The sequence below is a fragment of the Pseudomonas sp. ChxA genome (assembly GCF_030263855.1).
Taxonomy (GTDB): Bacteria; Pseudomonadota; Gammaproteobacteria; order Pseudomonadales; family Pseudomonadaceae; genus Aquipseudomonas; species Aquipseudomonas fluorescens_CB.
In genome coordinates this window covers 997,750-1,023,527 of the sequence record NZ_JARPMK010000002.1, presented here as the reverse complement: position 1 = coordinate 1,023,527, position 25,778 = coordinate 997,750, and the positions used below count along the sequence as shown (strand labels likewise).

The following is a 25,778-nucleotide window of genomic DNA, read 5'->3' as shown; positions in this document are numbered from 1 at the left end:
TGATCAAGGTGGGAGCTGGCTTTTGGGGGCGCTTCGCACCCCAGCGGGAGCAAGCTCCCTGTAAGCCCGGCTCCCACGGGGTTCGGTGATGTTTGGATAAATCAGCCGCGCTTGGTCAGGCCCATCTTGATGCGGCCTTCCGCCGGGGTCATGACCCGGGCACCGAGGCGGCTGAGGATTTCACTGGCACGTTCCACCAGCTGGCCGTTAGTGGCGAGCACGCCTTTGTCCAGCCACAGGTTGTCTTCCAGACCGACCCGCACGTTGCCGCCCAGCAGCACGGCTTGCGCCGCCATGGGCATTTGCATGCGGCCGATACCAAAACCGGCCCATACCGCGTCGGCAGGCAGGTTGTCGACCATGGCTTTCATGGTGGTGGTGTCGGCCGGTGCGCCCCACGGGATGCCCAGGCACAGCTGGAACAACGGGTTGTCGAGCAAACCTTCCTTGATCATCTGCTTGGCAAACCACAGGTGGCCGGTGTCGAAAATTTCCAGCTCGGCCTTCACACCCAGCTCTTGAATACGCTTGGCGCCCGCCCGCAACTGCGCCGGGGTGGACACGTAAATGGTGTCGCCATCGCCAAAGTTGAGCGTGCCGCAGTCCAGGGTGCAGATCTCCGGCAGCAACTCCTCAACATGGGCCAGGCGCGTCAGCGGGCCGACCAGGTCGGTGTTGGGGCCGAACTCCATCGGGTTCTCGCCGCCGCCGATTTCCAGGTCGCCGCCCATACCGGCGGTGAGGTTGACGATGATGTCGATGTCGGCCTCGCGGATGCGCTCCATCACTTCGCGGTACAGCGCCACATCGCGGCTGAACTTGCCGGTTTGCGGGTCACGCACATGGCAGTGCACCACGGTGGCGCCGGCCTTGGCGGCTTCCACCGCGGCTGCGGCGATTTGTTTGGGAGTGACCGGCACGTGTGGGCTGCGGCTGGTCGTGTCGCCAGCACCGGTGAGTGCGCAGGTGATGATGACGTCGTGGTTCATGAGGCGGTTCCTTACAGGCGGGCGTAGTGATGCCGTTCGCAGCCAACAGCGGCTGCGATACGGTGATGCGAATCAGGTTATTTGCTGGTCAATTGCAGGTTGGCTGCGGCCGGTTTGCCATCGAAGGTGGTCACGCCTTCGAGCCAGCGCTGCTGGTCTTGCGGGTGGTCCTTGAGCCACTGCCTGGCAGACTCGAGGGCGTCTTTGTGATCCAGCAACGGCTGCATCATCCGGCTCTCGTCGGCGGCGGTGAAGGTCAGGTTGGTCAGCAATTTGTGTACGTTGGGGCACTGCTCGGCGTAGGTCGGCGAAGTGACGCTCCACACCGTGGCCATGCCTTCATTCGGGCCCAGGGCGTCGTCGCTGCCGGTGAGGTAAGTCATGGCGACGTTGACGTTCATTGGGTGCGGCGCCCAGCCGAAGAACACCACGGCCTCTTTGCGGCGCACGGCGCGGTCGACGGCGGCGAGCATCCCGGCTTCGCTGGACTCCACCAACTGGAACTTTCCGAGGCCGAATTGATTCTTGGCGATCATCGCCTTGATCTGGGTATTGGCGCCCGAGCCTGGCTCGATGCCGTAGATCTTGCCGCCCAGTTCTTTTTCAAACTTGGCGATATCGGCGAAGGTTTTCAGGCCTTTATCCGCCAGGTAAGTCGGCACCGCGAGGGTGGCGCGCGCATCTTCCAGACTCGGTTTGTCGAGGACTTTGACCTGCTTGGCGTCGACAAACGGCGTGATGGTCTGGGTCATCAGCGGGTTCCAGTAGCCCAGGAACAGGTCCAGGCGCTGGTCACGAATACCGGCGAAGATGATTTGCTGGGAGGCGCTGGTCTGTTTGGTCTTGTAGCCGAGGCCGTCGAGCAACACTTGGGTCATGGCGCTGGTGGCGATCACGTCGGTCCAGTTCACCACGCCCATGCGCACGTTCCGGCAAGATTCTGCGTCGGCCGCGAATACGCTGGTGCTCAAGATGGCGCTGGCGCTGAGTGCAAGCACGCAGCGGCTGATCAGTCGGTTCATGGTGGATCCCTCGGCAGGTCGTTATTGTGGGGTCCGGCGTCTTTGTGCGCCGTGGGATCAAGTTACGCAGCTTGAGGGGAGGCAAAGCGCACGGCGGCGACCAGCTCTTGCACTGCAGCGACCTGTGCTCTTGAATGGCTGGTTGAACTGGCGTATCACAGTGAGCACGCTGCCCGTCCTACGAGAGCGCCACCATGTCCCAGGATTTCTACTTCTTGCTGATGCCGGGTTTCTCGGCCATCGGCTTTATCTCCGCGCTGGAACCGCTGCGCGTGGCCAACCGCTTTCGCGGCGAGCTGTACCGCTGGCACGTGTTGAGTGCCGATGGCGGCGCGGTGCTGGCGAGCAATGGCATGTCGGTGAACGCCGACGCCGCGCTGGAACCGCTGAAAAAGGGCGCGACGCTGATGGTAGTCGCAGGCTTCGAACCCTTGAAGTTCACCACGCCCACGCTGGAACACTGGCTGCGCCGCCTCGACCACGACGGCGTCACCCTCGGCGCCATCGACACCGGCGCCTGTGTGCTCGCCGAAGCAGGCTTGCTCGACGGCCACCGCCTCACCCTGCACTGGGAAGCCATCGACGCTTTCAAGGAATCTTATCCACAGCTCACGGTGACCCAGGAGCTGTTCGAGATCGACCGCCGGCGCATCACCTGCGCCGGCGGCACCGCCTCCATCGACCTGATGCTCGACCTGATCGCCCAGGCCCACGGCCCGGACCTGGCGATCCAGGTCTCCGAGCAATTCGTACTCGGGCGCATCCGCCCACGCAAAGACCACCAGCGCATGCAGATCGCCACGCGCTACGGCATCAACAACAAGAAGCTGGTGCAGGTGATCGGCGAGATGGAACAACACAGCGAACCGCCGCTGAGCACGCTGGCGTTGGCCGAGGCCATCAAGGTCACGCGGCGCCAGCTTGAGCGGCTGTTTCGTCTGCACTTGAACGACACCCCGAGCAACTTCTACCTCGGCCTGCGCCTGGAAAAAGCCCGGCAGCTATTGCGCCAGAGCGACATGAGCGTGCTGGAAGTGAGCATTGCGTGTGGGTTTGAGTCGCCGTCGTACTTTACCCGCAGCTACAGGGCGCGGTTTGCCAAGTGCCCGAGGGAGGATCGGCGACGGGAGGTGGTTTGACGGGCAATTATAGTTAATTATACTCGGCACTATAATTTATAGTCCCTTCCATAATTGAGTATAAACCATGTCGAAGAACAGCGGCTTCGTATTCCGCCGCCCCGCCCTGGCAAGCAGCATTGCCGATGGTTTGGTGGGGGCCGGTATTCAGGATTTTACCTCTGGCCTGTTTCTCGCTGCGCCGCGTCGCACTGGCAAAAGCACTTTTTTGCGCGAAGACCTGATCCCGGAGTGTCAACTGCGGGGTTGGCTGGCGGTGTACGTGGATCTCTGGGCTGATAAAGAGAAAGATCCGGCGGAGCTGATCGCCAGCGCGATTGCCGCGGCTCTGGTGCCCTATGAAAAGGGCATTCGCAAACTGGCCAAGAGTATTGGAATCGAGAAACTCAGCTTTCTGCGTACCCTGTCCTGGGACTTCACCAAGCCTCAATTGCCGGTGGGTGCAACGTTGACTCAAGCCTTGGAGTTGCTCCACAGCGCTGCCGAAAAGCCTGTCGTGCTGGTGATTGATGAAGCGCAGCACGCACTGACCACCGAGTCCGGCATCAACGCGATGTTCGCGTTGAAAGCTGCCCGAGACCAGCTCAACCAAGGCCGTGACGAGGAGGGCAGTGGCTTGCGCCTGGTCTTCACCGGCTCCAATCGCGACAAGCTCGCGCATTTGGTCCTCGGTAAAAGCCAGCCATTCTTCGGCTCCAGCATCACGCCGTTTCCCTTGCTCGGCAAAGAATTTACCCAGGCCTACACCGTGCACCTCAACGCGCATTTGGCCAGCACCAATCAGTTCAACGCTGCGGACATCGACGAAGCCTTCGAATTGGTCGGCCGTCGCCCAGAGATGCTGCGTACCATCATCGGCGAAGTGGCGTTGGAGTTGGGCGAGGCGAGCAACCTGGGCCAACTGCTGCACAGTCGCGCTGAACTGCTGCGTGCCGGCGTGTGGACCGAGTTTGAAAGCGCGTGGAACAACCTCACCATTCCCCAGCGTGCAGTATTGGAGGTGATGGTGGTGCGTTCGCAGAACAACGAACCCTTTGCGCCGTTTACCGATAGCACACTCACTGCTGTGAGTAAGGCACTGGAGGACATGGGCAGCGACGTGGTGCCGGGCACCCAGACCATTCAGGCCTGTATCGATGCCTTGCGTGACAAAGAGTTGGTGTGGAAGTCGAGCCGCGGCGGGTATGCCCTGGAAGACAAATCCTTTGGCGATTGGCTGCTGCACAGAAGCCGTACACCGAACTCCAAGACACCATAAATCAAATGTGGGAGCTGGCTTGCCTGCGATAGCCATAGGTATCTACACAACTTTTGAAGGCCGCCACTTTCTCCTGTGGCGAGCAGGCTTGTCCTGCGTTGGGCTGCGAAGCGGCCCCAAACCCAGACACTGAGTACTTTCAGGAAAATTGCAGTGCCTTTACTGGGGCCGCTTCGCAGCCCAACGCAGGACAAGCCTGCTCGCCACGACAGCCCACCTGCCACAGACTTCGTGCTAACCGGTTGTGTAGATACCCATGCTGCGATAGCGGTAGATCAGGCAGTGTAGCTTTATCTGGCAGACCGCCATCGCAGGCAAGCCAGCTCCCACATTGATTGGTGGTGTGGCTTTATTTCTTTACCAGAGCCGAGCATGCCGCCTTGTAGGCCTCATGCTGATACTTGTTCAGCGTCGCCGGCAGGGCAAAATCGTGCTTCTTGTTCTGCGCATTGATGGTCTGCGGCGACAGCAATGTCACCTCAACGCCGTCGAGCAACTGAAACACCCCTTCAATCTTGAACGTGGTCGGGCCACCGGCGAATTCGCCTTTCTTGCTGCGCTTCTTGATCGCGATGCGGGTGATGGCGTTTTCTTGCACAAACGCCTTCACGTGGGCAGCGAAGGCTTTTACGTTAGCCGCCTCATCGTCGTCATCGAGGGCGATTTTCTTGGTGGCCAGGGCCACATGGGTCAGCGCCTGGTTGTCCAGGGAAGCGACAGCGATGATGGCTTCGCTGCCTTTGATTTCGATGCCGCAAATAGTCATGAAATGGCCTTGGTAAGCGTAAATTGGCGCAGGCATGCCTTGGGTTGCACCTGCGAAATCAGATCAGTACTGTCGATCCTCTTCTTTGTGCCGATAGATTTTGAACAACGTCCAGAACATCAGGGCCTGACATAACGCTATCAGGACGGCGCTGGCGCTCATGATGTAGAAGTTCCATCTGCCGCTGTTGAAATTGGCCTTGAGGTTGTGAACGCTTGGAAACCATTTCGAGTACACCACTTGCACCGGGCTACCGACTTCGTACACGGGGCCGCCGGCGTAGCCGCTGGTGGTGGCCATACCGTCTTGATCTTGTTCGTCGTGTTTGAAGCTGTAATACACGTTGGTGATGGTGCCCCAGTTACCAAAGCTTTCCAGTTGAGTCACTTGCCCGGTCGTCTCCACGGGGGACGCCTTGATCAGGGCATAGGGTGCTCCCCGATCCTTGGAAAGAAACAGCATCAGGGCCAATACCAACGTGGCGACAAACAGCATGACGGCGCGCGTGAACAGAAAGTCCCGCTGCGCTTCGCGTGGGTAGTACATGTGAATTCCTTTTCAAGGGTGCTTCGCGATTGATCCGGCTTATTCCTGCCCGATCGACTCCAAAAACTCCGACCGCTCATCACTCATTCGCGCCAGGCAGTCATTCTGTTGAATCGCGTAGTCCTTGCTGCCATTCACCGCCGGGAAGGTGTCCACTGCGCAATCGGCATCGCGCAGTTTTTCCCATTTTTGCTGGGCGTCCTTCAGACGAGCGGTAATGTCGGCCAGCTGCGACTTGTTGCTGCCATAGGTTGAACCCATGCGTTCCAGCAAGCCCTGGTAGTTATCCTTGAGCAATTGCTCGGCGGTGGTTTTGTTATAGGTGGCGCATTCCAGGGTTTGTTTGTCGTTTTCGATGCCATCGCAAGGCGTGCTGTCGGTGTCTTCGGCGGCGTGAACGCCGGTTGCGATGAGTGCCAAAGCCAGGAAAATCGATTTCATTGCGCCGTCTCATATCAGGTGATGAGCAAATTCTGGCTCAAGCGTGGGACAAAGAACAGCCACCCGTCAGCGATGTCATGTAGGCCTTTGTCGTTGATTGACGCTTTCGGCAATTCCCCTGTCGTTTTTGCACCCGGCTCAGGTTGCCCCTGGGCATATGCTGACCCCAAAGCGCCGGCAGACGATTCGGCGCATGAATCGCCAATAAGGGGACGCCTGATGAGCCCAGCCGAGTTGCACGCCGACAGCATCGTTATCGACGGTCTGATTATTGCCAAGTGGAACCGCGACCTGTTCGAAGACATGCGCAAAGGTGGCCTCACCGCTGCCAACTGCACGGTGTCGGTATGGGAAGGCTTCCAGGCCACGATCAACAACATCGTTGCCAGCCAGACCCTGATCCGTGAAAACAGCGACCTGGTGATCCCGGTAAAAACCACCGCCGACATTCGCAAAGCCAAAGAACAAGGCAAAACCGGCATCATCTTCGGCTTCCAGAACGCCCATGCGTTCGAAGACCAGTTGGGCTACGTCGAGATCTTCAAGCAGCTCGGCGTGGGCGTGGTGCAGATGTGCTACAACACCCAGAACCTGGTGGGCACCGGTTGCTACGAGCGTGACGGTGGGCTGTCGGGCTTTGGTCGTGAGATCGTCGGCGAGATGAACCGTGTCGGCATCATGTGCGACCTGTCCCACGTCGGTTCCAAGACTAGCGAAGAAGTCATCCTCGAATCGAAAAAGCCGGTGTGCTACTCCCACTGCCTGCCGTCGGGCCTTAAAGAACACCCGCGCAACAAGTCCGATGAAGAACTCAAGTTCATTGCCGACCATGGCGGTTTTGTTGGCGTGACCATGTTCGCGCCGTTCCTGGCCAAGGGCATCGATTCGACCATCGACGACTACGCCGAAGCCATCGAATACACCATGAACATTGTCGGCGAAGACGCCATCGGCATCGGCACCGACTTTACCCAGGGCCATGGCCAGGATTTCTTCGAAATGCTGACCCATGACAAGGGCTACGCCCGCCGCCTGACCAGCTTCGGCAAGATCATCAACCCGCTGGGCATCCGCACCGTGGGCGAGTTCCCCAACCTCACCGAGACGTTGCTCAAGCGCGGCCACAGCGAACGCGTGGTGCGCAAGATCATGGGCGAGAACTGGGTCAACGTCCTCAAGGACGTCTGGGGCGAATAAGCCACCGCATTTCTCCCCCGGCCGTTCGTGTCGGGGGCACTACCAAGAATTTTCTGGAGTTAAGTTTCCATGGCCAAAATCGCCCCGCAATTGCCTATCGAAGTCGACAGTGAAACCGGTGTATGGACCTCCGACGCCTTGCCAATGCTGTACGTGCCGCGCCACTTCTTCGTCAACAACCACATGGGTATCGAAGAAGTGCTGGGCAGCGATGCCTACGCCGAAATCCTTTATAAGGCTGGCTACAAGTCCGCCTGGCACTGGTGTGAAAAAGAAGCTGAATGCCACGGCCTGGAAGGCGTTGCGGTGTTCGAGCATTACATGAAGCGCCTGTCGCAACGCGGCTGGGGTCTGTTCAAGATCCAGGACATCGACCTCGACAAAGGCACCGCCAGCGTCAAGTTGGAACACTCGGCGTTCGTCTATGTGTACGGCAAGGTCGGGCGCAAAGTGGACTACATGTTCACCGGTTGGTTTGCCGGTGCCATGGACCAGATTCTGCAGGCGCGTGGCAGCCAGATCCGCACTGTAGCCGAGCAAGTCTACGGAGGCTCCGAAGAGGGCCACGACGACGGCCTGTTCACCGTCAAGCCGTTGTAAGTCGAGGAACCGTGCCATGGCTTTCGAAGCAATGTTTGCGCCGATCCAGATCGGCAAACTGACCATCCGCAACCGCGTGCTCAGTACCGCCCACGCCGAGGTGTATGCCACCGACGGCGGCATGACCACCGACCGCTATGTGAAGTACTACGAAGAGAAAGCCAAGGGCGGTATCGGCCTGGCGATCTGTGGCGGCTCCTCGGTGGTGGCCATCGACAGCCCGCAGGAATGGTGGAGTTCGGTGAACCTGTCCACCGACCGCATCATCCCGCACTTCCAGAACCTGGCCGACGCCATGCACAAGCATGGCGCCAAGATCATGATCCAGATTACCCACATGGGCCGTCGCTCGCGCTGGGACGGCTTTAACTGGCCAACCCTGATGTCACCGTCCGGCGTGCGTGAGCCGGTGCACCGTGCTACCTGCAAGACCATCGAGCCGGAAGAAATCTGGCGCGTGATCGGTAACTACGCCAGCGCCGCCAAGCGCGCCAAGGCCGGTGGCCTGGACGGTGTGGAACTGTCCGCGGTGCACCAGCACATGATCGACCAGTTCTGGAGCCCGCGGGTCAACAAGCGTACCGACGAATGGGGCGGCACCTTCGAGGGCCGCATGAAGTTCGGCCTGGAAGTGCTCAAGGCCGTGCGCGCCGAGGTCGGTGACGACTTCTGCGTGGGCATGCGCCTGTGTGGTGACGAGTTCCACCCGGACGGCCTGTCCCACGAGGACATGAAGCAGATCGCCAAGTATTACGACGACACCGGCATGCTCGATTTTATCGGCGTGGTGGGCTCGGGTTGCGACACTCACAACACCCTGGCCAACGTGATCCCCAACATGAGCTACCCGCCGGAGCCGTTCCTGCACCTGGCGGCCGGTATCAAGGAAGTGGTCAAGGTTCCGGTGCTGCACGCGCAGAACATCAAGGACCCGAACCAGGCCACGCGCATTCTGGAAGGCGGCTATGTGGACATGGTCGGCATGACCCGTGCGCACATCGCCGACCCGCACCTGATCGCCAAGATCAAGATGGGCCAGATCGACCAGATCAAACAGTGTGTTGGCGCCAACTACTGCATCGACCGCCAGTACCAAGGGCTGGACGTGCTGTGCATCCAGAACGCCGCGACCTCGCGTGAATACATGGGCGTGCCGCACATCATCGAGAAATCCACCGGGGTCAAACGCAAAGTCGTGGTGGTCGGTGCCGGCCCTGCGGGGATGGAAGCTGCGCGGGTCGCGGCCGAACGTGGCCACGACGTGACCCTGTTCGAGAAGAAAGAGTTTATCGGCGGGCAAATCACCACCGCCTCCAAAGCCCCGCAACGTGACCAGATCGCCGGCATCACCCGCTGGTTCCAGCTGGAGTTGGCGCGCTTGAAAGTCGACCTGCGCCTGGGCGTGGCGGCGGATGCCGAGACCATCCTCGACCTGCGCCCAGACATCGTGGTGCTGGCAGTGGGCGGCCATCCGAATGTGGAGCAGAACGAACATTGGGGCGCCGCTGAAGGCCTGGTGGTCAGCAGTTGGGACGTGCTCGACGGCAAAGTGGCGCCGGGCAAGAACGTGTTGGTGTACGACACCATCTGCGAGTTCACCGGCATGTCGGTGGCCGACTTCCTGGCCGACAAAGGCAGCCAGGTGGAAATCGTCACCGACGACATCAAGCCAGGCGTGGCGATTGGCGGTACGTCGTTCCCGACTTACTACCGCAGCATGTACCCCAAAGAAGTGATCATGACCGGCGACATGATGCTGGAAAAGGTCTACCGCGAGGGCGACAAGCTGGTGGCCGTGCTGGAGAACGAATACACCGGCGCCAAGGAAGAACGTGTGGTTGACCAGGTAGTGGTCGAGAACGGCGTGCGCCCGGACGAGGCCATTTACTACGGGCTCAAGGAAGGTTCGCGCAACAAGGGCCAGATTGATGTTGAAGCCTTGTTCGCGATCAAGCCGCAGCCGTGCTTGAGCGAGGCGGGTGACGGGTACTTGCTGTTCCGCATTGGTGACTGTGTGGCGCAGCGTAATACCCACGCCGCGATCTATGACGCCCTGCGCTTGTGCAAGGATTTCTAGGCAACCACCGAACCACTGTGGGAACCGGTCAATGTGGGAGCCGGGCTTGCCCGCGATGCAGGCGACTCGGTCTTGAGTGACACCGAGGCGATGCCATCGCAGGCAAGCCAGCTCCCACCTTTATCCGGTTCCCATGCAAGACCTGTGTGGTCTTTGGGAGCTTCACCATGTTGAACACCTTGCTTCCTATTCTCTTGTTTGCAGCCATCGGCCTCGCTGCCCTCGGCGCCCTGCGCCGGGTAAACATGTGGCGCCGTGGGCGTGCTTCCAAGGTCGACTTGCTGGGCGGCCTGCTGGCCATGCCCAAGCGCTACATGGTCGACCTGCACCACGTGGTCGCCCGCGACAAATACATCGCCAACACCCACGTCGCCACCGCCCTGGGCTTTGTGCTGTCGGCGTTGCTGGCCATTCTGGTGCACGGTTTTGGCCTGCATAACCGTATCCTCGGCTACGCGTTGCTGCTGGCCTCGGTGCTGATGTTTGTCGGCGCCACCTTCGTGTACCTGCGTCGGCGTAACCCGCCATCACGCCTGTCGAAAGGCCCGTGGATGCGCCTGCCGAAAAGCCTGATGGCGTTCTCGGTGAGCTTCTTTCTGGTGACCTTGCCGGTGGCCGGGATTCTACCGGCTGATTTCGGCGGTTGGCTGCTCGCGGCACTGTTGAGCGTGGGCGTGCTGTGGGGCGTGAGCGAAATGTTCTTCGGCATGACCTGGGGCGGGCCGATGAAGCACGCTTTCGCCGGTGCCTTGCACCTGGCCTGGCACCGCCGCGCCGAGCGTTTTGGCGGCGGCCGCTCCACGGGTTTGAAACCGCTCGACCTCAGCGACAAATCCGCGCCATTGGGCGTGGAAAAACCCAAGGATTTTACTTGGAACCAACTGCTCGGCTTCGACGCCTGCGTGCAGTGCGGCAAGTGCGAAGCCGCGTGCCCGGCGTTCGCTGCCGGCCAGCCGCTGAACCCGAAAAAACTCATCCAGGACATGGTCGTCGGCCTGGCCGGTGGCACCGATGCCAAGTTCGCCGGTAGCCCGTACCCTGGCAAGCCAATCGGCGAGCACGCCGGCAACCCGCACCAGCCGATCGTCAACGGCCTGGTCGACGCCGACACCCTGTGGTCGTGCACCACCTGCCGCGCCTGCGTGGAAGAGTGCCCGATGATGATCGAGCACGTCGACGCCATCGTTGATATGCGCCGCCACCTCACCCTGGAAAAAGGCGCCACGCCGAACAAGGGCGCCGAAGTCCTGGAAAACCTGATCGCCACCGACAACCCCGGCGGCTTCGCACCGGGCGGTCGCCTCAACTGGGCGGCGGACCTGAACCTGCCCCTGCTTAGCGAAAAAGGCACCGCCGATGTGCTGTTCTGGGTCGGCGACGGTGCTTTCGACATGCGTAACCAACGCACCCTGCGCGCCTTCGTCAAAGTGCTCAAAGCGGCCAAGGTCGACTTTGCCGTGCTCGGCCTTGAAGAGCGCGACAGCGGCGACGTAGCGCGGCGTCTGGGCGATGAAGCCACGTTCCAATTGCTCGCCACACGCAACATCCAGACCCTGGCCAAGTACAGCTTCAAACGCATCGTCACCTGCGACCCGCACAGCTTTCACGTGCTGAAAAACGAATACGGCGCCTTCAACGGTAATTATGTCGTGCAGCACCACAGCACCTTCATGGCCGAACTGATCGGCGAGGGCGCGCTGAACCTGGGCCAGCATGAGGGCAACAGCGTGACCTATCACGACCCGTGTTACCTGGGCCGCTACAACGGCGAATACGAGGCGCCGCGCCAAGTGCTGCGGGCGTTGGGTATCGAGGTCAAGGAAATGCAACGCTCGGGTTTCCGTTCACGCTGCTGCGGCGGCGGTGGCGGTGCGCCGATCACCGATATTCCCGGCAAGCAGCGGATCCCGGATATGCGCATGGACGACATCCGCGAAACCGGTGCCGAGCTGGTCGCTGTGGGTTGCCCGCAGTGCACCGCGATGCTTGAGGGCGTGGTCGAGCCACGGCCACTGATCAAGGACATCGCTGAACTGGTCGCCGACGCGTTGCTTGAAGACGCCACACCGGCCAAGGCACCCATCAAGCGTCAACCTGCGGAGGTGCACTGATGAGCGACATTATCCGCCGCGACCCACGGGCCGAATGGATCGCCCGCAACCGCCTGCACCCGTTGCACGCGGCCATGCAGCCGGTGCAACACAGCTGGATGGGGCCGAACGGCGTCATCCGCAAAAATGTACATGGCGTGGGGTTTATCGGCCCCAACGGCATCAAGCGTATCGACCGCAGCGGCGCCCAGCAGGGCGGCGCGGCCAAGCGCACAGTGGCGGTGCAAGTGCAGTTGCCGCTGCACCAGGTGCCAGCGCCGGCGTTCTACATCAACGTGGTGCCGGACATGGTTGGTGGCCGCCTGAGCAGCCACGACCGCGATTTGCTCGGCCTGGCCCGGCAACTCGCCGGCAGCGACGGTGCAGTGCTGGCGGTGGTGTTTGGCGAACATAAAGAAAGTGCTTTTGCCACGGCGGGCGTCGATCGCCTGCTGGTGTTGGAAGGCCGCGAGTTCGAGGGTTATTCACCGGAGCAGCGCGTCCAGGGCTTGCGGGCTGTGGATAACCAGTTCAACCCACGCCATTGGTTGCTGCCTGACAGCCGCAGTGGCGGCGGCGAATTGGGCCGGCGTTTTGCCGCGAGCCTCAAGGAGCGCCCAGCCACACGCGTCTGGCAGATCAAGGGCGAAGAGTGCATCGGCCGCGCCGGTGCCGGCCAGGAGGATTTGGCCCGGCCATTGCCGCGCCTGATTCTGGCAGCAGTGGAATGCGCCGAGCCAGTCAGCGAAACCCGTCACGAAGCCTTGCCCGTGGAGTTATCCACAGCCTTGGCGCGCAGTTTGGCGCGCATCGAGGATCTCGGCGCCGTGGCGGTCGACCCTGGGGCGATTCCGATGGCCGAGGCGGAGTTTATTTTCTCGGGCGGCAATGGCGTAAAAGATTGGGCTTTGTTCCACCAGACCGCCGCCGCCCTGGGCGCCACCGAAGGCGCGTCACGGGTAGCGGTGGACGATGGCTTTATGGCGCGTGATCGCCAGGTTGGCGCCAGCGGCACCTGGGTCACGGCACGGGTTTACGTGGCCGTGGGCATTTCCGGGGCGATCCAGCACCTGCAAGGCATCGGTGCCTGCGACAAGGTGGTGGCGATCAACCTCGACCCTGGCTGCGACATGATCAAGCGTGCCGACCTGTCGGTGATCGGCGAAAGCGCCGCGATTCTGCAAGCCTTGATCGAGGCGGTGCAGGTGTACCGCAACGGCGCCAAGCGCGATGCAGCCTAGGGACATGACTATGACCACGAATGTAATCAGCCTGGTGTCCATCGGCGCCCACCCGACCTCTGGCCGACCACGTCGCGCCGAGCAAGATGCACGCGCTGTTGAGTTGGGCCTGCAGCTGGCTGGGGATAAGTTGCAGGTGCTGCATGCCGGTGACGTTAACGAGCCGACGTTGCGCAGCTACCTGGGCATGGGCCTGCCGCAGTTGCAGGTGTTGGAACAACCAGCGGGCAGCGACGCCTTGCCGGTGCTCAGTGATTATCTGCGCGATGCCGGTGCCCACGTAGTGCTCACCGGCAGCCAGGCGGAAACCGGCGAAGGCTCAGGCATGCTGCCGTTTCTGTTGGCCGAGCAATTGGGTTGGCCGCTGATTGTTGGGCTGGCGCACGTGGAGTCCATCGACGGCGGCGTGGCCCATGTGCTGCAAGCTTTGCCGCGTGGGCAGCGGCGGCGCCTGAAGGTGCGCCTGCCGTTCCTGGCGACTGTGGATAACGCCGCTCCCAAGCCACGGCAAAGCGCCTATGGCCCGGCGCAACGTGGTGAGCTGGCGGCCCATGAGGTCGAGGTTGAACACGATGAGTTACTCACAGGCGCAGTGTTGCAACCGGCCAAGCCCCGGCCCAAGCGCCTCAAGGTGATCAAGGCCAAGAGCGGCGCGGACCGGATGAAGGCGGCGACCGCCAAGGCCAGCGGTGGCGGTGGCCAAGTGCTCAAAGGTCTTAGCCCCGAGGCGGGCGCGGAAGCGATTCTGAAGCTACTCATTGAAGAAGGCGTGGTGCGCTGATTACCTGTGGGAGCTGGCTTGTGTGGGAGCTGGCTTGCCTGCGATAGCATCACCTCGGTCTGACTAATGGACCGAGGTGCCTGTATCGCAGGCAAGCCAGCTCCCACAGAAAGCTCGCCCGCCACACTGTCTTTACGATGCATCGTCCGGATTACCCACAATCCCTGTTGATCCGCCTGTGGATAACCTGTTCGCGGTTGTCCACACCCCCGGCTAATCAAGCCCTGCAGCCCTCTGTACGAAAAACAACCAGGCTAACTGGCGGTTTTTGCTTGGGTTTTTCCCTGGGTGAGAGTGGAAGCTTGAACAAACTTGCCCCCAAAGTCTGTTGGCGCTTCTGTGGATAAGATGTTCGCTATCGGCTGGGAGCCTTATAAACAAAGGCTTTCAGTGGTGTGATCAAAATATGATCAATTTGGCTTGTTCGCTTGCTGAAACCCCTGAATACCCCCGATTCATGCTGGTTTGGTACGGTTTTCCACAAGGCGTGCAAAGTTGCCCCCAAAGTCTGTTGGTGCTTCTGTGGATAAGGTGTTCGCGTACTGCTGCAGGCCACGTATTCAGTGGGTTTTAAGGGGTTGGTCAATTAGTGATCAGGTGTGTCTGAAACCGCACGACTTGAATAAGTCACGGATTTTCTTCAATTAATTTCGGGGGTTCAGCACACTTGCCCACAATTGCTGTGGGTGGCTTTGTGGATAAGTTGTTGGGCGAAGTCTGGAGGGTAGATTGGCAAAGGGCTGTAAGGGGGTTGATCGAAATTTGAACAGTGACCAATTTACATGTGGGAGCAGGCAAGCCAGCTCCCACAGTTTGATCTTTGGTGTGTCAGTTACTCGTGAGCGGCTACGCCCTTGAGATACGGCGCGGGCGCCGCGCCCAGGTTGTTCAGTAGCCGCTCGCTGTACCAATCGACAAAGTTCACCACACCAAATTCATAGGTCTTGGAGTACGGGCCCGGCTGGTACGCGGTGGAGTTGATCCCGCGCTGGTTCTCTTCGGCCAGGCGGCGGTCCTGGTCATTGGTGGCGTCCCAGACCTGGCGCATGCGGTCCACGTCGTAGTCCACACCTTCCACGGCGTCCTTGTGCACGATCCACTTGGTGGTGACCATGGTTTCCTGGGCGCTGATCGGCCACACGGTGAACACAATGATGTGGTCGCCCATGCAGTGGTTCCACGAATGCGGCAGGTGCAGGATGCGCATCGAGCCCAGGTCCGGGTTCTTGATGCGGCCCATGAGCTTGGCGCAGCCTTGTTTGCCGTCCAGGGTCATCGACACGGTGCCTTTGAGCAACGGCATGCGCACGATGCGGTTACGCAGGCCGAAGCTGGCGTGGGCATAAGGGATCTTTTCGGCGTCCCACGCAGCGGCGGAGGCGGCGACGTGATCTTTAAACGCCTGGTCGGCGCGCGGGTCGGTGACGTCGTCCCATTCCAGCAGGGTTTTCAGCAGTTCCGGGTGCGATGCGTTGCAGTGGTAGCACTCGCGGTTGTTTTCCAGCACCAGCTTCCAGTTGGCCTTTTCGAACAAGGTGGTTTGAATCGCCACCTTGGTGTTCTCCATGTCGTAGGGTTCCATGTAGTGGTTCAACGTCGACAGGAAGTCATCAATGGCCGGCGGGTTTTCGGCCAGGCTGATGAAAATGTAACCGCCGGCCGTTTTCACGTTCACCGGCTTCAAGCCGTACTGCTTCATATCGAAGTCGGCGCCCATCTCGGTGCCGGCGAACAGCAGGCGGCCGTCCAGCTCGTAGGTCCACTGGTGGTAGTGGCAGACGAGCTTGGCGACCTTGCCCTTGTCGCTGGTGCACAGGCGCGAACCCCGGTGGCGGCACACGTTATGGAAGGCATGCACCACGCCGTCGGCGCCGCGGATCACGATGATCGGGTTCTTGCCGATTTGCAGGGTGATGTAGTTGCCCTTGGTAGGGATCTCGCAGGTCATGCCGGCGATCAACCACTCTTTCTGGAAGATCTCCTGCATGTCGATATCAAACAACCGCTCATCAGAGTAGAACGGCTGCGGCAGCGAAAAAGTGCGCTCGCGCTCTTGCAGCATTTGCGCGGTGGCCTTGCGTGCGGGTTCCAGCGGATCGCCCAAGCTTAAGGTTGCGGTGACGTCCATCGTGTGTGTCCTCATGGCCATTCTGTGTGGCCGGCGAAAGTGGCTAATCAGGTTTTGCGGCAAGGCGTAAAGAAAGCGTCGTTGTTGCCAGCGAGTGTGGGGCCGCCGATGCACCGAACCTTGTCCATTAGCGACATGGCCCACTCTGATCCCGACGCGCAAGCCCCGTGGTATGGGGGCTGGTCGCGATAAGTATGTGAATGTCGCAGATAGGTAAATGGGCGGTTCCGGCGTTACGCAGAATCGCCACCATAAAGCCGAGCATCGGCAGTGGAGAGCAAGCATGTCCAACAATTTCCTGAACCCGGTAACCACCCAGACCTGGGCCAATGGTCGGCACATCGTCCGTTGCGTCAAAGTCATCCAGGAAACCTGGGACGTGCGCACCTTTTGCTTCATGGCTGACCAGCCGATTTTGTTCTTTTTCAAGCCGGGGCAGTTCGTCACCCTGGAGCTTGAGATCGAAGGCCAGCCGATCATGCGCTCGTACACCATTTCCAGTTCGCCGTCGGTGCCGTACAGCTTTTCGGTGACCATCAAGCGCGTGCCGGGTGGGCGGGTTTCCAACTGGCTGCACGACACCCTGCATGAAGGGCAGGAGTTGGCAGTGCACGGGCCGGTCGGGCTGTTCAATGCCATCGACTTCCCAAGCCCCAAGGTCCTGTACCTCAGTGGCGGTGTCGGTATCACGCCGGTAATGTCCATGGCGCGCTGGTTCTACGACACCAACGCGAATGTCGACATGACGTTTATCCACAGCGCCCGCTCGCCCAAAGACATCATTTACCACCGCGAGCTGGAGCACATGGCGTCGCGGATCGACAACTTCAGCCTGCACCTGATCTGTGAAAAACACGGTCTGGGCGAGCCCTGGGCGGGTTATCGCGGTTACCTGAACCACAAGATGCTGGAATTGATGGTGCCGGACTTCCTTGAGCGCGAAGTGTTCTGCTGCGGCCCTACGCCCTACATGAGCGCGGTGAAACGCCTGCTGGAGGCTGCCGGCTTTGACATGACGCGCTATCACGAGGAATCCTTCGGCGCTACGCCACCGGAAGCCCGCGCCGATGCGGTGGAACAAGCCGAGCAAGCCGCGGACGCGCCAGAGATCGACCTGGCAGACCTGCATCAGGTGGAATTTATCGCCTCTGGCAAAAGCATTCGTGTGGCGCCAGGCGAAACCGTGCACGCGGCCGCGGCCAAGCTTGGCCTGCTGATTCCCAAGGCGTGCGGCATGGGCATTTGTGGGACCTGCAAGGTGATGAAGCTGGGCGGGGAGGTCGAGATGGACCACAACGGCGGGATCACCGAGGAAGACGAAGCCGAAGGCTACATCCTGTCGTGCTGCAGCGTGCCGAAGGGTGACGTGCGTATCGAGTTCTAATAGGGCGGGACGCGGAGCGCCCCAGGAGGCGTTCCCACGCAGAGCATGGGAACGAGCTGGTTGAGTGTCCCCCCCGATCGTTCCCACGCTCCGCGTGGGAATGCAGCCCGTGACGCTCCGCGTCACACAGTGCCCAGTATCAAGGCATGCCCACAGGGCGGGACGCGGAGCGCCCCAGGAGGCATTCCCACGCAGAGCGTGGGAACGAGCTGGTCGAGTGTCCCCCCCCCGATCGTTCCCACGCTCCGCGTGGAAATGCAGCCCGTGACGCTCCGCGTCACACAGTGCCCAGTATTCAAGTCATACCCACAGGGCGGGACGCGGAGCGCCCCAGGAGGCATTCCCACGCTCCGCGTGGGAACGATCACTAGTGCCACTGTTGAATTTCGATGAGTCCTTCTTGCCCTGCGTAATTGCGCGCACTGGAATACCGCCAGTGTTCGGCTAGGTCCACATATCCTCGTTTCACCGGGTTGTGGTGAATGTAATCAAGCTTTTGGTGCATCACCCCCTCGCTGTACACCAACTCAGCGTGTGAGCCTTCCTGCCAAAGTTGATAAACCCGGTCTGCCTTGTGCGCCCGTTTGCTGAACCGCAGGCGTTGTAATACACGCTCTGCGCCTCGGCGCTGCAAATCATCAATGATGGTACGGGCGGTAAAGGATTTGAATTGGCTCACGCACTTGCCGAGGTCGGGGGCCTGAGCGAGGAAGTGCAAGTGGTTTTCGAGGACGACGTAGCCGAAGAGATTCAAGGCATGGTGGTTTTGTTGATATCGCCAGCAGTCCAAAAGATGACCAACGATGTAGTCACGGGCGAACAGCGGTAGCCACTCCATGACGGTGCAGGTGAGGAAGTGCGGCTTTTCGGGTTCGGTGATGACGTATCGGCTTCTGCCCATGGATTCGTCCTTGAATCTGGGTGCGGCTTGGACGCAGAGCGTCCGGGGATGCATTCCCACGCAGAGCGTGGGAACGATCATGTACATTCGGTTAATCGCCCCCGCGCGAGCGCGGGGGGCGATCGGGTCAGCTTGGTTAGCGTGCGTAGATCTGTATGGCGAACTGCTCACCTGACGCTGTCAGTTCAAAGGTTTTTTCGGTGATGACCAGGGTTCTTGAAGGCTCCCTGATGGTGTCACCGACTTTCGCCAGTTTCCTGAACTCATCCCAGCTCACAAACGTGGTGCTGAGACTGCCTTCCTGCAACGCTTTAGTGTTGTAGCATTGAACTTCCATGGTCTAACCCTCTGCTGGATTTCCGTTTCCGGCCGATTATTCGGCAGGCAGTTTTTCCCGAAAGGTGGCCGCTGCAGCGGCGTTTTCCTTTCGGGTTCCAAGAGGCTAGTCGATGAAAATGGGCTGTGATGCTGTCAGAAACACCAAATAACAGTCTCGGCAATGCGCCAGTATTCGTAAGACTTAAGCGTTCATCACTTCCCTGATGTCTGCGGCTAATTCTCTTACACGTTCCTCTTCGGTATCCCACGCACACATGAACCGTGCGCCACCTTTGCCAATGAAGGTATAGAAGCGCCAGCCCTTGGCCGTCAGCGCCGCGATGGCCGGTTCCGAGAGTTGCAGGAACACGCCGTTGGCCTGTACCGGGAACATCAGTTCCACGCCGGGAATGTCCGCCACCAGGCTGCTGAGCAATTGCGCGCAGTGGTTGGCGTGGCGGGCGTGTTTGAGCCAAGCGTCGTTTTCCAGCAGGCCGACCCATGGGGCGGAGAGAAAGCGCATTTTCGAGGCCAGTTGGCCGGCCTGTTTGCAGCGGTAGTCGAAGTCTTCAGCCAGTTTGCGATTGAAGAACAGGATGGCTTCGCCGACGGCCATGCCGTTTTTGGTGCCGCCGAAACACAGTACATCCACACCGGCTTTCCAGGTCAGGTCGGCCGGGGAGCAGCCGAGGAACGCGCAGGCGTTGGAAAAACGCGCGCCGTCCATGTGCAGGTTCAGGCCCAGCTCTTTGCAGGTGACGCTGATGGCGCGGATTTCTTCCGGGGTGTACACGCTGCCCACTTCCGTGGCTTGGGTGAGGGTGACCACGCGCGGTTTGGGGTAGTGGATGTCCTGGCGCTTGAGCGCGATCTCGCGGATCGATTCCGGAGTCAGCTTGCCGTTTTCGGTGCGCGCGGTGAGCAGCTTGGAGCCGTTGGAGAAAAACTCCGGCGCGCCGCATTCGTCGGTTTCGACGTGGGCGGTTTCCGAGCAAATCACGCTATGGTAGCTCTGGCACAGCGAAGACAGCGCCAGGGAGTTGGCTGCTGTACCGTTGAAGGCGAAGAACACTTCGCAGTCGGTTTCGAACAAATTGCGGAAACCGTCGGCGGCACGGTGGGTCCACTCATCATCGCCGTAGGCGCGTTGATGGCCCTGGTTGGCTTGTTCCATGGCGGCCCAGGCTTCCGGGCAGATGCCGGAATAGTTGTCGCTGGCGAATTGTTGGCTCTTGTCAGTCATGGCCCATTCCTGTGGTCGATGTTGGTGCGCACTGTAACCAAGATTGTCGCGGGTACGCACGCACTGTAAATGCAAAGTCACTGGGGAATTATGCACGGTACACACACGTTGGCTGTCGGACGCGTCCGTGATGGCGCACTGGATCTGCTCAAGTGGCTGGCGCTGCTGAGCATGGTACTGGACCACTTGCGATATGTCGGTTTGAGCCTGGACGGTCTGTACGTGCCGGGACGTCTGGCGTTCCCGTGGTTTTGCCTGGCGATTGCGGCCAATTTGCACCGTGTCGCCCATGCTCCCGTGACCGGCCAATGGCGCTACCTGGGCTGGCTGTTGCTGTTCAGTGTTATCAGTGAAGTGCCCTACCGGCTGTTTATCGAGGATGCCGATACGTTGAACGTGTTGCCGACATTGGCGCTGGGGTTACTGGTTGCCCGAGGATGGCAGCAGAAGGCGTTTTTTGATCGAGGATTGGCGCTGATTGCCCTAGTCATCGCGGCGCTGTTTTCTGCCCAGCTGATGTTCGGGTTTTTCGGTGTGTTACTGCCGCTGGCGATGCTGCTGGTGTTTCGCCGCCCTTGGTATTTCAGCCTGTTGCCGGGTTTGGTCTGCCTGGCGGGTAATCAGTGGCAGATCCTGCTCAATAGCGGCACGCCTGTGGCGCTTATGGGGTTGGCCGCTTGCCTGATTGCACCCTTGGCGGGTCTGGCCTTGTTGCGATACGGCAAAAACGTCTCGCCACCGGCCATGCGTCGCTGGGCGTATGCGCTGTATCCCTTACATTTTTTACTCTTGTGGGTGGTTCGAAAGGCTATTGGCTGACGTCGACCCGAGCCAACAAGGTGGAAACGGATGAGCTGCGTAGAAGTCGCGCATTTTTTGTACGTCGCGCTCGAACCAATCCCGCAGCCATTGGCAATATTGAAGTGAAATAGCCTGCCTGTGCATGGGGTTGGCGCTTTCATCGACAATACATTGCGCAGCCATCATGCCGGACATCAGCGCCTTAAGTACGCCATGTGAGGCGCCCGGGTCCAACCGGCTGGCGGCGTCTCCGATGATGGAATAGCCATTACCCGCCGCCTGATCACAGATTGACCAAGTGACATCGGCCCCCCGGATCGTTCCTTCACAGGGTAATTGTTCAAAGCAGGCCGGAACAGCAGCTATCTTCGGCGATTTATCGTGTAAAAAGCGCAATCGCGTCCAGTGATAAAGCTGCTGGCCGATGTGAGCCGTCCAATACCAGCCCGATGGGTCTGCGAAAATGCCGAGGGCGCTCTCCTGGACTGTTCCTCGCTTATAGCCATACACGGCTGTCAGCGGCGGCGAGCAGCGACGCGAGGTCAGCCTTAATTGGTGTGCCAGCCAGCCATGAGCGCCACTGGCATCAATAAGGTGCCTGCAAAACAGTTGCCCGGCCTGGGTCTGGAGGCCTACCACTCGATCTTTTATCTGCAACACGCTCTTTGCCTGGCAGGGTTGCAGGACGTGGACACCTAAGGCGACAGCTTGATCCAACAGCAACCCGTCCAGCGTTGCTCGGGGAATCTGAAACCCCCGCCATGGTCCGCTTTGGTCTTGCCCGAAAGGCACAAAGTGTCGTTCCTTGTCCCACTTTACCCAAGTACCCGCAGGCCGGATGAAGGTATCGCCACGGATTTTTTCAGCCACGCCCAGTTGCTGAAGCAGCGGCTCTATGCCGGGGTGCAGGGTTTCGCCCGGGCGGTGTCGCGGAAAAGACAGGCGCTCAATCAGTGCCACCTTCAAGCCCTGTTGAGCGCAGGAAATGGCCGCCGAGCAACCCGCCGGGCCGGCACCGATTATGATCACGTCATAGCGGCCTGCGCTGTCGGGCATGGCCAAGCCTAAACGCGCTGCCAGGGTCTGACACCCTGTTGGCGCAACATAACGTGCGGCCATACCAAATACGTAAAGGTTTCCGTCAGCCTGATACGCGCTTGGTCAAACGCGGGTGATTCAACCGGCGTGTAGCGAAACACTTCAATTCGGTAGCCTATGTCGTTGGGGCCAACTTGCAGGTTTGTGTTCAGCGTAACGACGTTGGAGTCGCCGGGCGTTGCCAGGCTGAATGTGTCGATAAACCAATTTCTGGACGTGGCACCCAATGACAGTTTGACTCGCCGAAAGGCATCGATTCGTCGTTGATATTCCTGTGAGTCGACTTTGCCTGTGAGTGCCAATGAGAACTTCCCGTTCAGCGCGTTCTCTGTGTAGTCGGTATAGAAGTAAGTTTCGTACGCTCTGTGGGGCGCGTTATTGGCGACGTATTTTTTTGGAGCGGGTACGCCATCCCACGGGAAACCGCCACTTTTGCCGATCTCCTGATCCAGCATCGGCTTTATCGTTGGGCCCGCTCTGCCTCCCGGCTCATAGGATTGTGCTGAGTCCGGTGCGACAGCTGGCCAGAATGAGCTCAGTGCTGCGCAGAGCTTGGCGTCCTCAGGGAACGGGCTGCCCAGTGTGTAAGCCGCCAAGTGCGCCACCCCGTTCAAATCGTCTCCGTCGAAGCCGATGCCCACATCCCAACCGGGCGCAAACACCCCAGCCCCAGCATCAGTAAGCCAGGAAGCGCGCTTTGCAGAGACTACTTTCGGTTGGCGCACGGCCGAGGAAGGCGAAGTATCAAGCGGGGCCACAATCGCCGTAATGCTCACGTCGGCGCCGGAAAATGACGTCGGAAAAGACTGGATGTTGCCGGGGAAGCGCGAGTCGGACAGGCAGCGCGGTTGAACGGCAAATATATTGCGTCGAGTATCAGGATCCAGAGTTTCGAGCCATTCCAGCAGGTGCCGTTGCTCGCACTGGGGATAAAAGTCAGGTGCACAGACCAGTGAATACGCCGCCACGCGTTTTGGGATCGTGGCGTCCAACGCTGTGCATCGGGCTTGAATCGATCCATCGGCGGTAAAGTCCAGGTAGTGCAAGGCTTTGAAGCCGCCCTTGCGCAGTTGGGTCAGCATGTCTGGCCGACGATTGAGGTTGGTGATGTTTCCTGCACCATCGACTTTATGTCGAATATGCACGAATGCCGGCGAATCAGGGCTCATCGCTAAGCTGGAAACAGAAATGAAGGGGTCATTTGGAACATTGAATGACAAGGGCTTGCCTTGGTATTGAGCCGCTTCAACCAAGTGTTTATGGGGCGTAGCAGCTATTAACCCGAGGCCATAGGCGTGCTCGGGTAGCCAATCGGCGAGGCCTTCGGTTATGACAAAGGGCGGCTGGCTGATATCGGGTTCTGCCCAACCCGAATCTGGCTTCAACTCTAGGTGTATGCGGCGTATTTTTTCGTTTTTGTGCTGTGCGTGGAGTTCCACGTCCAGCGTCATACCGGCAATGCATTCATTGCCGTTGAACAGTTTATGCAATGGCACCCAGAAATCGATCGTTGCGTCATCGGCGTTGACGCCAAAACGCATAGGCCCAAAACGCGCCCTGTCGCCCTTAAGCTGCACGGCGATGTAGGCAGCGTAGCGCGCCGGCAAGACCCGGATAGCGTGATCGTCGCCTTCCACAAAAGGCAGGAAGCCTCTGCTTGAAGCGTCGTACAACGCCGCGGCATTGCCGACCCTTGCTATGCCGGTCCGCGAAAAACACAAATCGGCCTGAACCTTGTGCACCGTGTCCGGTGCTGCGCGGTATTCCAGCGCAAACACGACGACTGCCATGGGCCTTCCATTGGCACGCGCCCTCAGTTGCGCAAGGCTGGGCGCCTGCCGGGCGTAAACGTAGTTTAGGACGGTTTCAAGCTCTGCCGGTGTGGGATACACCTGGAGTGGGCCGCCCTTGGCATCGCTTGTCACGTTGGGGTGGGCCAGTGCGTGGTACAGCAGGCTGTGTGCGGGTTGGCCAGGTTCAATGCCACGTGTTGCGGCCAGGGCAAAGTCTTCAAAGCCCGCCAGTGTGCGGTCTGGTTTCAGTGTTTTACCCAGTTCGGCCTCAAGGTTGGTTGCCAGGATGTCGAGACCGTGGTGAAGCAACAGAGTGTGCCAGCCATGGGGGGCCAGGCGTTTGCAAATAGCCATCACTTGGTTAAGTAGCGCCATGCCTGCATTCCTCGACGGTGTAGGGCGTTCAATCTTCTGGATTGAACAGTGAATGCGTCGAATGCATAAGCTGGCGCTGTTTGATTGGCAAGCGTAGCCAAGTTTTCAGGCGTGCGAGGCTTAAAGTGTCAGGTTTCTGTTTCTAAATCTTCAGGCGGCCCAAGCCATCCCAGTGTTTTATCACCCACCCGTCAAGCCATGTCGTAAACGCACCTTTGCGTGGCGTGCGTAGGCATTTGACCTCTCTGCGCCAGCCCTACCATCGCATCAAAGGGCCCTGCATGGGCCTTAACAATACGAAAGGCTGGGAGAGACGCGATGTTCAGCAAACAAGACCAGATCCAGGGATATGACGACGCACTGCTGGCGGCGATGAATGCCGAGGAGCAGCGTCAGGAAGATCATATCGAGCTGATCGCGTCAGAGAACTACACCAGCAAACGCGTGATGCAAGCCCAGGGCAGCGGCCTGACCAACAAATACGCCGAAGGCTACCCAGGCAAGCGTTACTACGGCGGCTGCGAGCACGTGGACAAGGTTGAAGCCCTGGCTATCGAGCGCGCCAAACAACTGTTCGGCGCTGATTACGCCAACGTCCAGCCGCACTCCGGTTCGTCCGCCAACAGTGCGGTGTACCTGGCGCTGATCAATGCCGGCGACACCATTTTGGGCATGAGCCTGGCCCATGGCGGCCACCTGACCCACGGCGCCAAGGTGTCGTCTTCGGGCAAGCTGTACAACGCCGTGCAGTACGGCATCAATACCGACACCGGCCTGATTGATTACGACGAAGTCGAGCGCCTGGCCGTCGAGTGCCAGCCGAAAATGATCGTGGCGGGTTTCTCTGCCTACTCCAAGACCCTGGATTTCCCACGCTTCCGTCAGATCGCCGACAAGGTTGGCGCACTGCTGTTCGTCGACATGGCCCACGTCGCCGGCCTGGTTGCCGCCGGCCTGTACCCGAACCCGCTGCCGTACGCCGACGTGGTCACCACCACCACCCACAAGACCCTGCGTGGTCCACGTGGCGGTTTGATCCTGGCCAAGGCCAACGAAGCGATTGAAAAGAAACTCAACGCTGCCGTGTTCCCCGGCGCCCAGGGCGGCCCGCTGATGCACGTCATCGCTGGCAAGGCCGTGTGCTTCAAGGAAGCGCTGGAGCCAGGTTTCAAAGCCTATCAACAGCAGGTGATCGACAACGCCCAGGCCATGGCCGAGGTGTTTATCAAGCGCGGCTACGACGTGGTGTCCGGCGGCACCGATAACCACCTGTTCCTGGTCAGCCTGATCCGCCAGGGCCTCACCGGCAAAGATGCAGACGCTGCCCTTGGCCGCGCCCACATCACCGTCAACAAGAACGCCGTGCCGAATGACCCGCAGTCGCCGTTCGTGACCTCGGGCCTGCGTATCGGCACCCCGGCGGTGACCACGCGTGGGTTCAAGGTGCCGCAATGCATCGAACTGGCCGGCTGGATCTGCGACATCCTCGACAACCTCGGCGATGCCGATGTCGAGGCCAACGTGGCCAAGCACGTGTCTGCCCTGTGCGCTGATTTCCCGGTTTATCGCTGAGCGCGGTTTTGGAGTAAT

The 25,778-nt window shown here is 60.0% G+C and carries 22 protein-coding genes; 11 read left to right on the top strand and 11 right to left on the bottom strand.

The annotated features are described in order from the left end of the window. Positions 1–101 precede the first annotated feature (101 nt). Positions 102–989, bottom strand: a complete 888-nt coding sequence (gene cdhC / locus P5706_RS30460) for a 3-dehydrocarnitine:acetyl-CoA trimethylamine transferase CdhC (protein WP_017139368.1) — start codon at positions 987–989, stop codon at positions 102–104. Between the two features lie 77 nt (positions 990–1,066). Then, positions 1,067–2,011, bottom strand: coding sequence for a choline ABC transporter substrate-binding protein (locus P5706_RS30455; RefSeq protein ID WP_285684029.1), 945 nt, complete (start codon positions 2,009–2,011; stop codon positions 1,067–1,069). Between the two features lie 194 nt (positions 2,012–2,205). Here P5706_RS30455 and P5706_RS30450 point away from each other — a divergent pair, with 194 nt between their 5' ends. Further along, entirely contained in the window at positions 2,206–3,150 is a 945-nt protein-coding gene (locus P5706_RS30450; RefSeq protein WP_285684026.1) for a GlxA family transcriptional regulator, read from the top strand. Between the two features lie 67 nt (positions 3,151–3,217). Further along, on the top strand, positions 3,218–4,408 hold the full coding sequence (locus tag P5706_RS30445; protein ID WP_200430379.1) for an AAA family ATPase: 1,191 nt from the start codon (positions 3,218–3,220) through the stop codon (positions 4,406–4,408). 349 nt (positions 4,409–4,757) lie between these two features. On the opposite strand, the gene P5706_RS30440 is transcribed toward P5706_RS30445, so the two are convergent. The 3 genes from P5706_RS30440 to P5706_RS30430 form a co-directional block, all read right to left on the bottom strand. Then, positions 4,758–5,174: a DUF3010 family protein gene (locus P5706_RS30440; protein WP_285684936.1), complete on the bottom strand. Its 417-nt coding sequence runs from the start codon at positions 5,172–5,174 to the stop codon at positions 4,758–4,760. 63 nt (positions 5,175–5,237) lie between these two features. After that, positions 5,238–5,720 carry a hypothetical protein gene (locus P5706_RS30435; protein ID WP_285684022.1) on the bottom strand — a complete coding sequence of 161 codons (483 nt, stop codon included), beginning with the start codon at positions 5,718–5,720 and terminating at the stop codon, positions 5,238–5,240. Positions 5,721–5,759: 39 nt separating this feature from the next. After that, a complete protein-coding gene (locus tag P5706_RS30430) occupies positions 5,760–6,161 on the bottom strand; it encodes a lysozyme inhibitor LprI family protein (protein WP_017139363.1) in 402 nt (133 codons plus the stop codon). A 219-nt stretch (positions 6,162–6,380) separates the two neighbouring features. On the opposite strand from P5706_RS30430, the gene P5706_RS30425 reads away from it, so the two are divergent. The 6 genes from P5706_RS30425 to etfB all read left to right on the top strand — a co-directional run bounded on the left by P5706_RS30425 (position 6,381) and on the right by etfB (position 14,147). After that, positions 6,381–7,358: a dipeptidase gene (locus P5706_RS30425; RefSeq protein ID WP_015373138.1), complete on the top strand. Its 978-nt coding sequence runs from the start codon at positions 6,381–6,383 to the stop codon at positions 7,356–7,358. A 69-nt stretch (positions 7,359–7,427) separates the two neighbouring features. Continuing rightward, positions 7,428–7,958 (top strand): DUF5943 domain-containing protein, encoded by a 531-nt coding sequence (locus P5706_RS30420; protein ID WP_219269688.1) that lies wholly within the window; start codon positions 7,428–7,430, stop codon positions 7,956–7,958. A gap of 16 nt (positions 7,959–7,974) precedes the next feature. Further along, the gene (gene dgcA, locus P5706_RS30415) at positions 7,975–10,035 is read left to right on the top strand and encodes a dimethylglycine demethylation protein DgcA (protein ID WP_200430376.1); all 2,061 of its coding nucleotides are present in this window, start codon (positions 7,975–7,977) and stop codon (positions 10,033–10,035) included. Positions 10,036–10,202: 167 nt separating this feature from the next. Next, positions 10,203–12,146, top strand: coding sequence for a dimethylglycine demethylation protein DgcB (dgcB, locus tag P5706_RS30410; protein WP_285684018.1), 1,944 nt, complete (start codon positions 10,203–10,205; stop codon positions 12,144–12,146). After that, positions 12,146–13,366 (top strand): electron transfer flavoprotein subunit alpha, encoded by a 1,221-nt coding sequence (gene etfA, locus P5706_RS30405; RefSeq protein WP_285684016.1) that lies wholly within the window; start codon positions 12,146–12,148, stop codon positions 13,364–13,366. The genes dgcB and etfA overlap by 1 nt, the downstream gene beginning before the upstream one ends. A gap of 10 nt (positions 13,367–13,376) precedes the next feature. After that, positions 13,377–14,147 (top strand): electron transfer flavoprotein subunit beta, encoded by a 771-nt coding sequence (gene etfB, locus P5706_RS30400; protein WP_285684012.1) that lies wholly within the window; start codon positions 13,377–13,379, stop codon positions 14,145–14,147. A gap of 832 nt (positions 14,148–14,979) precedes the next feature. On the opposite strand, the gene gbca is transcribed toward etfB, so the two are convergent. After that, a complete protein-coding gene (gene gbca, locus P5706_RS30395; protein ID WP_200430372.1) occupies positions 14,980–16,275 on the bottom strand; it encodes a glycine betaine monooxygenase oxygenase subunit in 1,296 nt (431 codons plus the stop codon). Between the two features lie 283 nt (positions 16,276–16,558). On the opposite strand from gbca, the gene gbcB reads away from it, so the two are divergent. After that, entirely contained in the window at positions 16,559–17,659 is a 1,101-nt protein-coding gene (gene gbcB, locus P5706_RS30390; RefSeq protein WP_200430371.1) for a glycine betaine monooxygenase reductase subunit, read from the top strand. 367 nt (positions 17,660–18,026) lie between these two features. On the opposite strand, the gene P5706_RS30385 is transcribed toward gbcB, so the two are convergent. The 3 genes from P5706_RS30385 to P5706_RS30375 form a co-directional block, all read right to left on the bottom strand. After that, positions 18,027–18,560, bottom strand: coding sequence for an REP-associated tyrosine transposase (locus P5706_RS30385; protein ID WP_285684010.1), 534 nt, complete (start codon positions 18,558–18,560; stop codon positions 18,027–18,029). A 136-nt stretch (positions 18,561–18,696) separates the two neighbouring features. Continuing rightward, entirely contained in the window at positions 18,697–18,897 is a 201-nt protein-coding gene (locus tag P5706_RS30380) for a hypothetical protein (protein WP_017137985.1), read from the bottom strand. 183 nt (positions 18,898–19,080) lie between these two features. After that, positions 19,081–20,121 (bottom strand): threonine aldolase family protein, encoded by a 1,041-nt coding sequence (locus tag P5706_RS30375; protein WP_058422311.1) that lies wholly within the window; start codon positions 20,119–20,121, stop codon positions 19,081–19,083. A 90-nt stretch (positions 20,122–20,211) separates the two neighbouring features. Between P5706_RS30375 and P5706_RS30370 the strand changes: the two genes are divergently transcribed. Next, positions 20,212–20,940, top strand: a complete 729-nt coding sequence (locus P5706_RS30370) for a TraX family protein (RefSeq protein WP_285684007.1) — start codon at positions 20,212–20,214, stop codon at positions 20,938–20,940. Here the strand turns inward: P5706_RS30370 and P5706_RS30365 are convergent. After that, positions 20,905–21,978, bottom strand: a complete 1,074-nt coding sequence (locus P5706_RS30365) for an NAD(P)/FAD-dependent oxidoreductase (RefSeq protein WP_285684006.1) — start codon at positions 21,976–21,978, stop codon at positions 20,905–20,907. The two genes, P5706_RS30370 and P5706_RS30365, sit on opposite strands and share 36 nt — an antisense overlap. Positions 21,979–21,986: 8 nt before the next feature. Further along, the gene (locus tag P5706_RS30360) at positions 21,987–24,188 is read right to left on the bottom strand and encodes a hypothetical protein (protein ID WP_285684004.1); all 2,202 of its coding nucleotides are present in this window, start codon (positions 24,186–24,188) and stop codon (positions 21,987–21,989) included. A 318-nt stretch (positions 24,189–24,506) separates the two neighbouring features. On the opposite strand from P5706_RS30360, the gene glyA reads away from it, so the two are divergent. Continuing rightward, on the top strand, positions 24,507–25,760 hold the full coding sequence (gene glyA, locus P5706_RS30355) for a serine hydroxymethyltransferase (protein WP_285684003.1): 1,254 nt from the start codon (positions 24,507–24,509) through the stop codon (positions 25,758–25,760). Positions 25,761–25,778: the final 18 nt, after the last annotated feature.

What these genes read in the sequence shown, in the direction of transcription:
- cdhC (WP_017139368.1), bottom strand. Translation starts at nt 989, where the DNA reads ATGAACCACGACGTCATCATCACCTGCGCACTCACCGGTGCTGGCGAC.
- P5706_RS30455 (WP_285684029.1), bottom strand. Translation starts at nt 2,011, where the DNA reads ATGAACCGACTGATCAGCCGCTGCGTGCTTGCACTCAGCGCCAGCGCC.
- P5706_RS30450 (WP_285684026.1), top strand. Translation starts at nt 2,206, where the DNA reads ATGTCCCAGGATTTCTACTTCTTGCTGATGCCGGGTTTCTCGGCCATC.
- P5706_RS30445 (WP_200430379.1), top strand. Translation starts at nt 3,218, where the DNA reads ATGTCGAAGAACAGCGGCTTCGTATTCCGCCGCCCCGCCCTGGCAAGC.
- P5706_RS30440 (WP_285684936.1), bottom strand. Translation starts at nt 5,174, where the DNA reads ATGACTATTTGCGGCATCGAAATCAAAGGCAGCGAAGCCATCATCGCT.
- P5706_RS30435 (WP_285684022.1), bottom strand. Translation starts at nt 5,720, where the DNA reads ATGTACTACCCACGCGAAGCGCAGCGGGACTTTCTGTTCACGCGCGCC.
- P5706_RS30430 (WP_017139363.1), bottom strand. Translation starts at nt 6,161, where the DNA reads ATGAAATCGATTTTCCTGGCTTTGGCACTCATCGCAACCGGCGTTCAC.
- P5706_RS30425 (WP_015373138.1), top strand. Translation starts at nt 6,381, where the DNA reads ATGAGCCCAGCCGAGTTGCACGCCGACAGCATCGTTATCGACGGTCTG.
- P5706_RS30420 (WP_219269688.1), top strand. Translation starts at nt 7,428, where the DNA reads ATGGCCAAAATCGCCCCGCAATTGCCTATCGAAGTCGACAGTGAAACC.
- dgcA (WP_200430376.1), top strand. Translation starts at nt 7,975, where the DNA reads ATGGCTTTCGAAGCAATGTTTGCGCCGATCCAGATCGGCAAACTGACC.
- dgcB (WP_285684018.1), top strand. Translation starts at nt 10,203, where the DNA reads ATGTTGAACACCTTGCTTCCTATTCTCTTGTTTGCAGCCATCGGCCTC.
- etfA (WP_285684016.1), top strand. Translation starts at nt 12,146, where the DNA reads ATGAGCGACATTATCCGCCGCGACCCACGGGCCGAATGGATCGCCCGC.
- etfB (WP_285684012.1), top strand. Translation starts at nt 13,377, where the DNA reads ATGACCACGAATGTAATCAGCCTGGTGTCCATCGGCGCCCACCCGACC.
- gbca (WP_200430372.1), bottom strand. Translation starts at nt 16,275, where the DNA reads ATGGACGTCACCGCAACCTTAAGCTTGGGCGATCCGCTGGAACCCGCA.
- gbcB (WP_200430371.1), top strand. Translation starts at nt 16,559, where the DNA reads ATGTCCAACAATTTCCTGAACCCGGTAACCACCCAGACCTGGGCCAAT.
- P5706_RS30385 (WP_285684010.1), bottom strand. Translation starts at nt 18,560, where the DNA reads ATGGGCAGAAGCCGATACGTCATCACCGAACCCGAAAAGCCGCACTTC.
- P5706_RS30380 (WP_017137985.1), bottom strand. Translation starts at nt 18,897, where the DNA reads ATGGAAGTTCAATGCTACAACACTAAAGCGTTGCAGGAAGGCAGTCTC.
- P5706_RS30375 (WP_058422311.1), bottom strand. Translation starts at nt 20,121, where the DNA reads ATGACTGACAAGAGCCAACAATTCGCCAGCGACAACTATTCCGGCATC.
- P5706_RS30370 (WP_285684007.1), top strand. Translation starts at nt 20,212, where the DNA reads ATGCACGGTACACACACGTTGGCTGTCGGACGCGTCCGTGATGGCGCA.
- P5706_RS30365 (WP_285684006.1), bottom strand. Translation starts at nt 21,978, where the DNA reads ATGCCCGACAGCGCAGGCCGCTATGACGTGATCATAATCGGTGCCGGC.
- P5706_RS30360 (WP_285684004.1), bottom strand. Translation starts at nt 24,188, where the DNA reads ATGGCGCTACTTAACCAAGTGATGGCTATTTGCAAACGCCTGGCCCCC.
- glyA (WP_285684003.1), top strand. Translation starts at nt 24,507, where the DNA reads ATGTTCAGCAAACAAGACCAGATCCAGGGATATGACGACGCACTGCTG.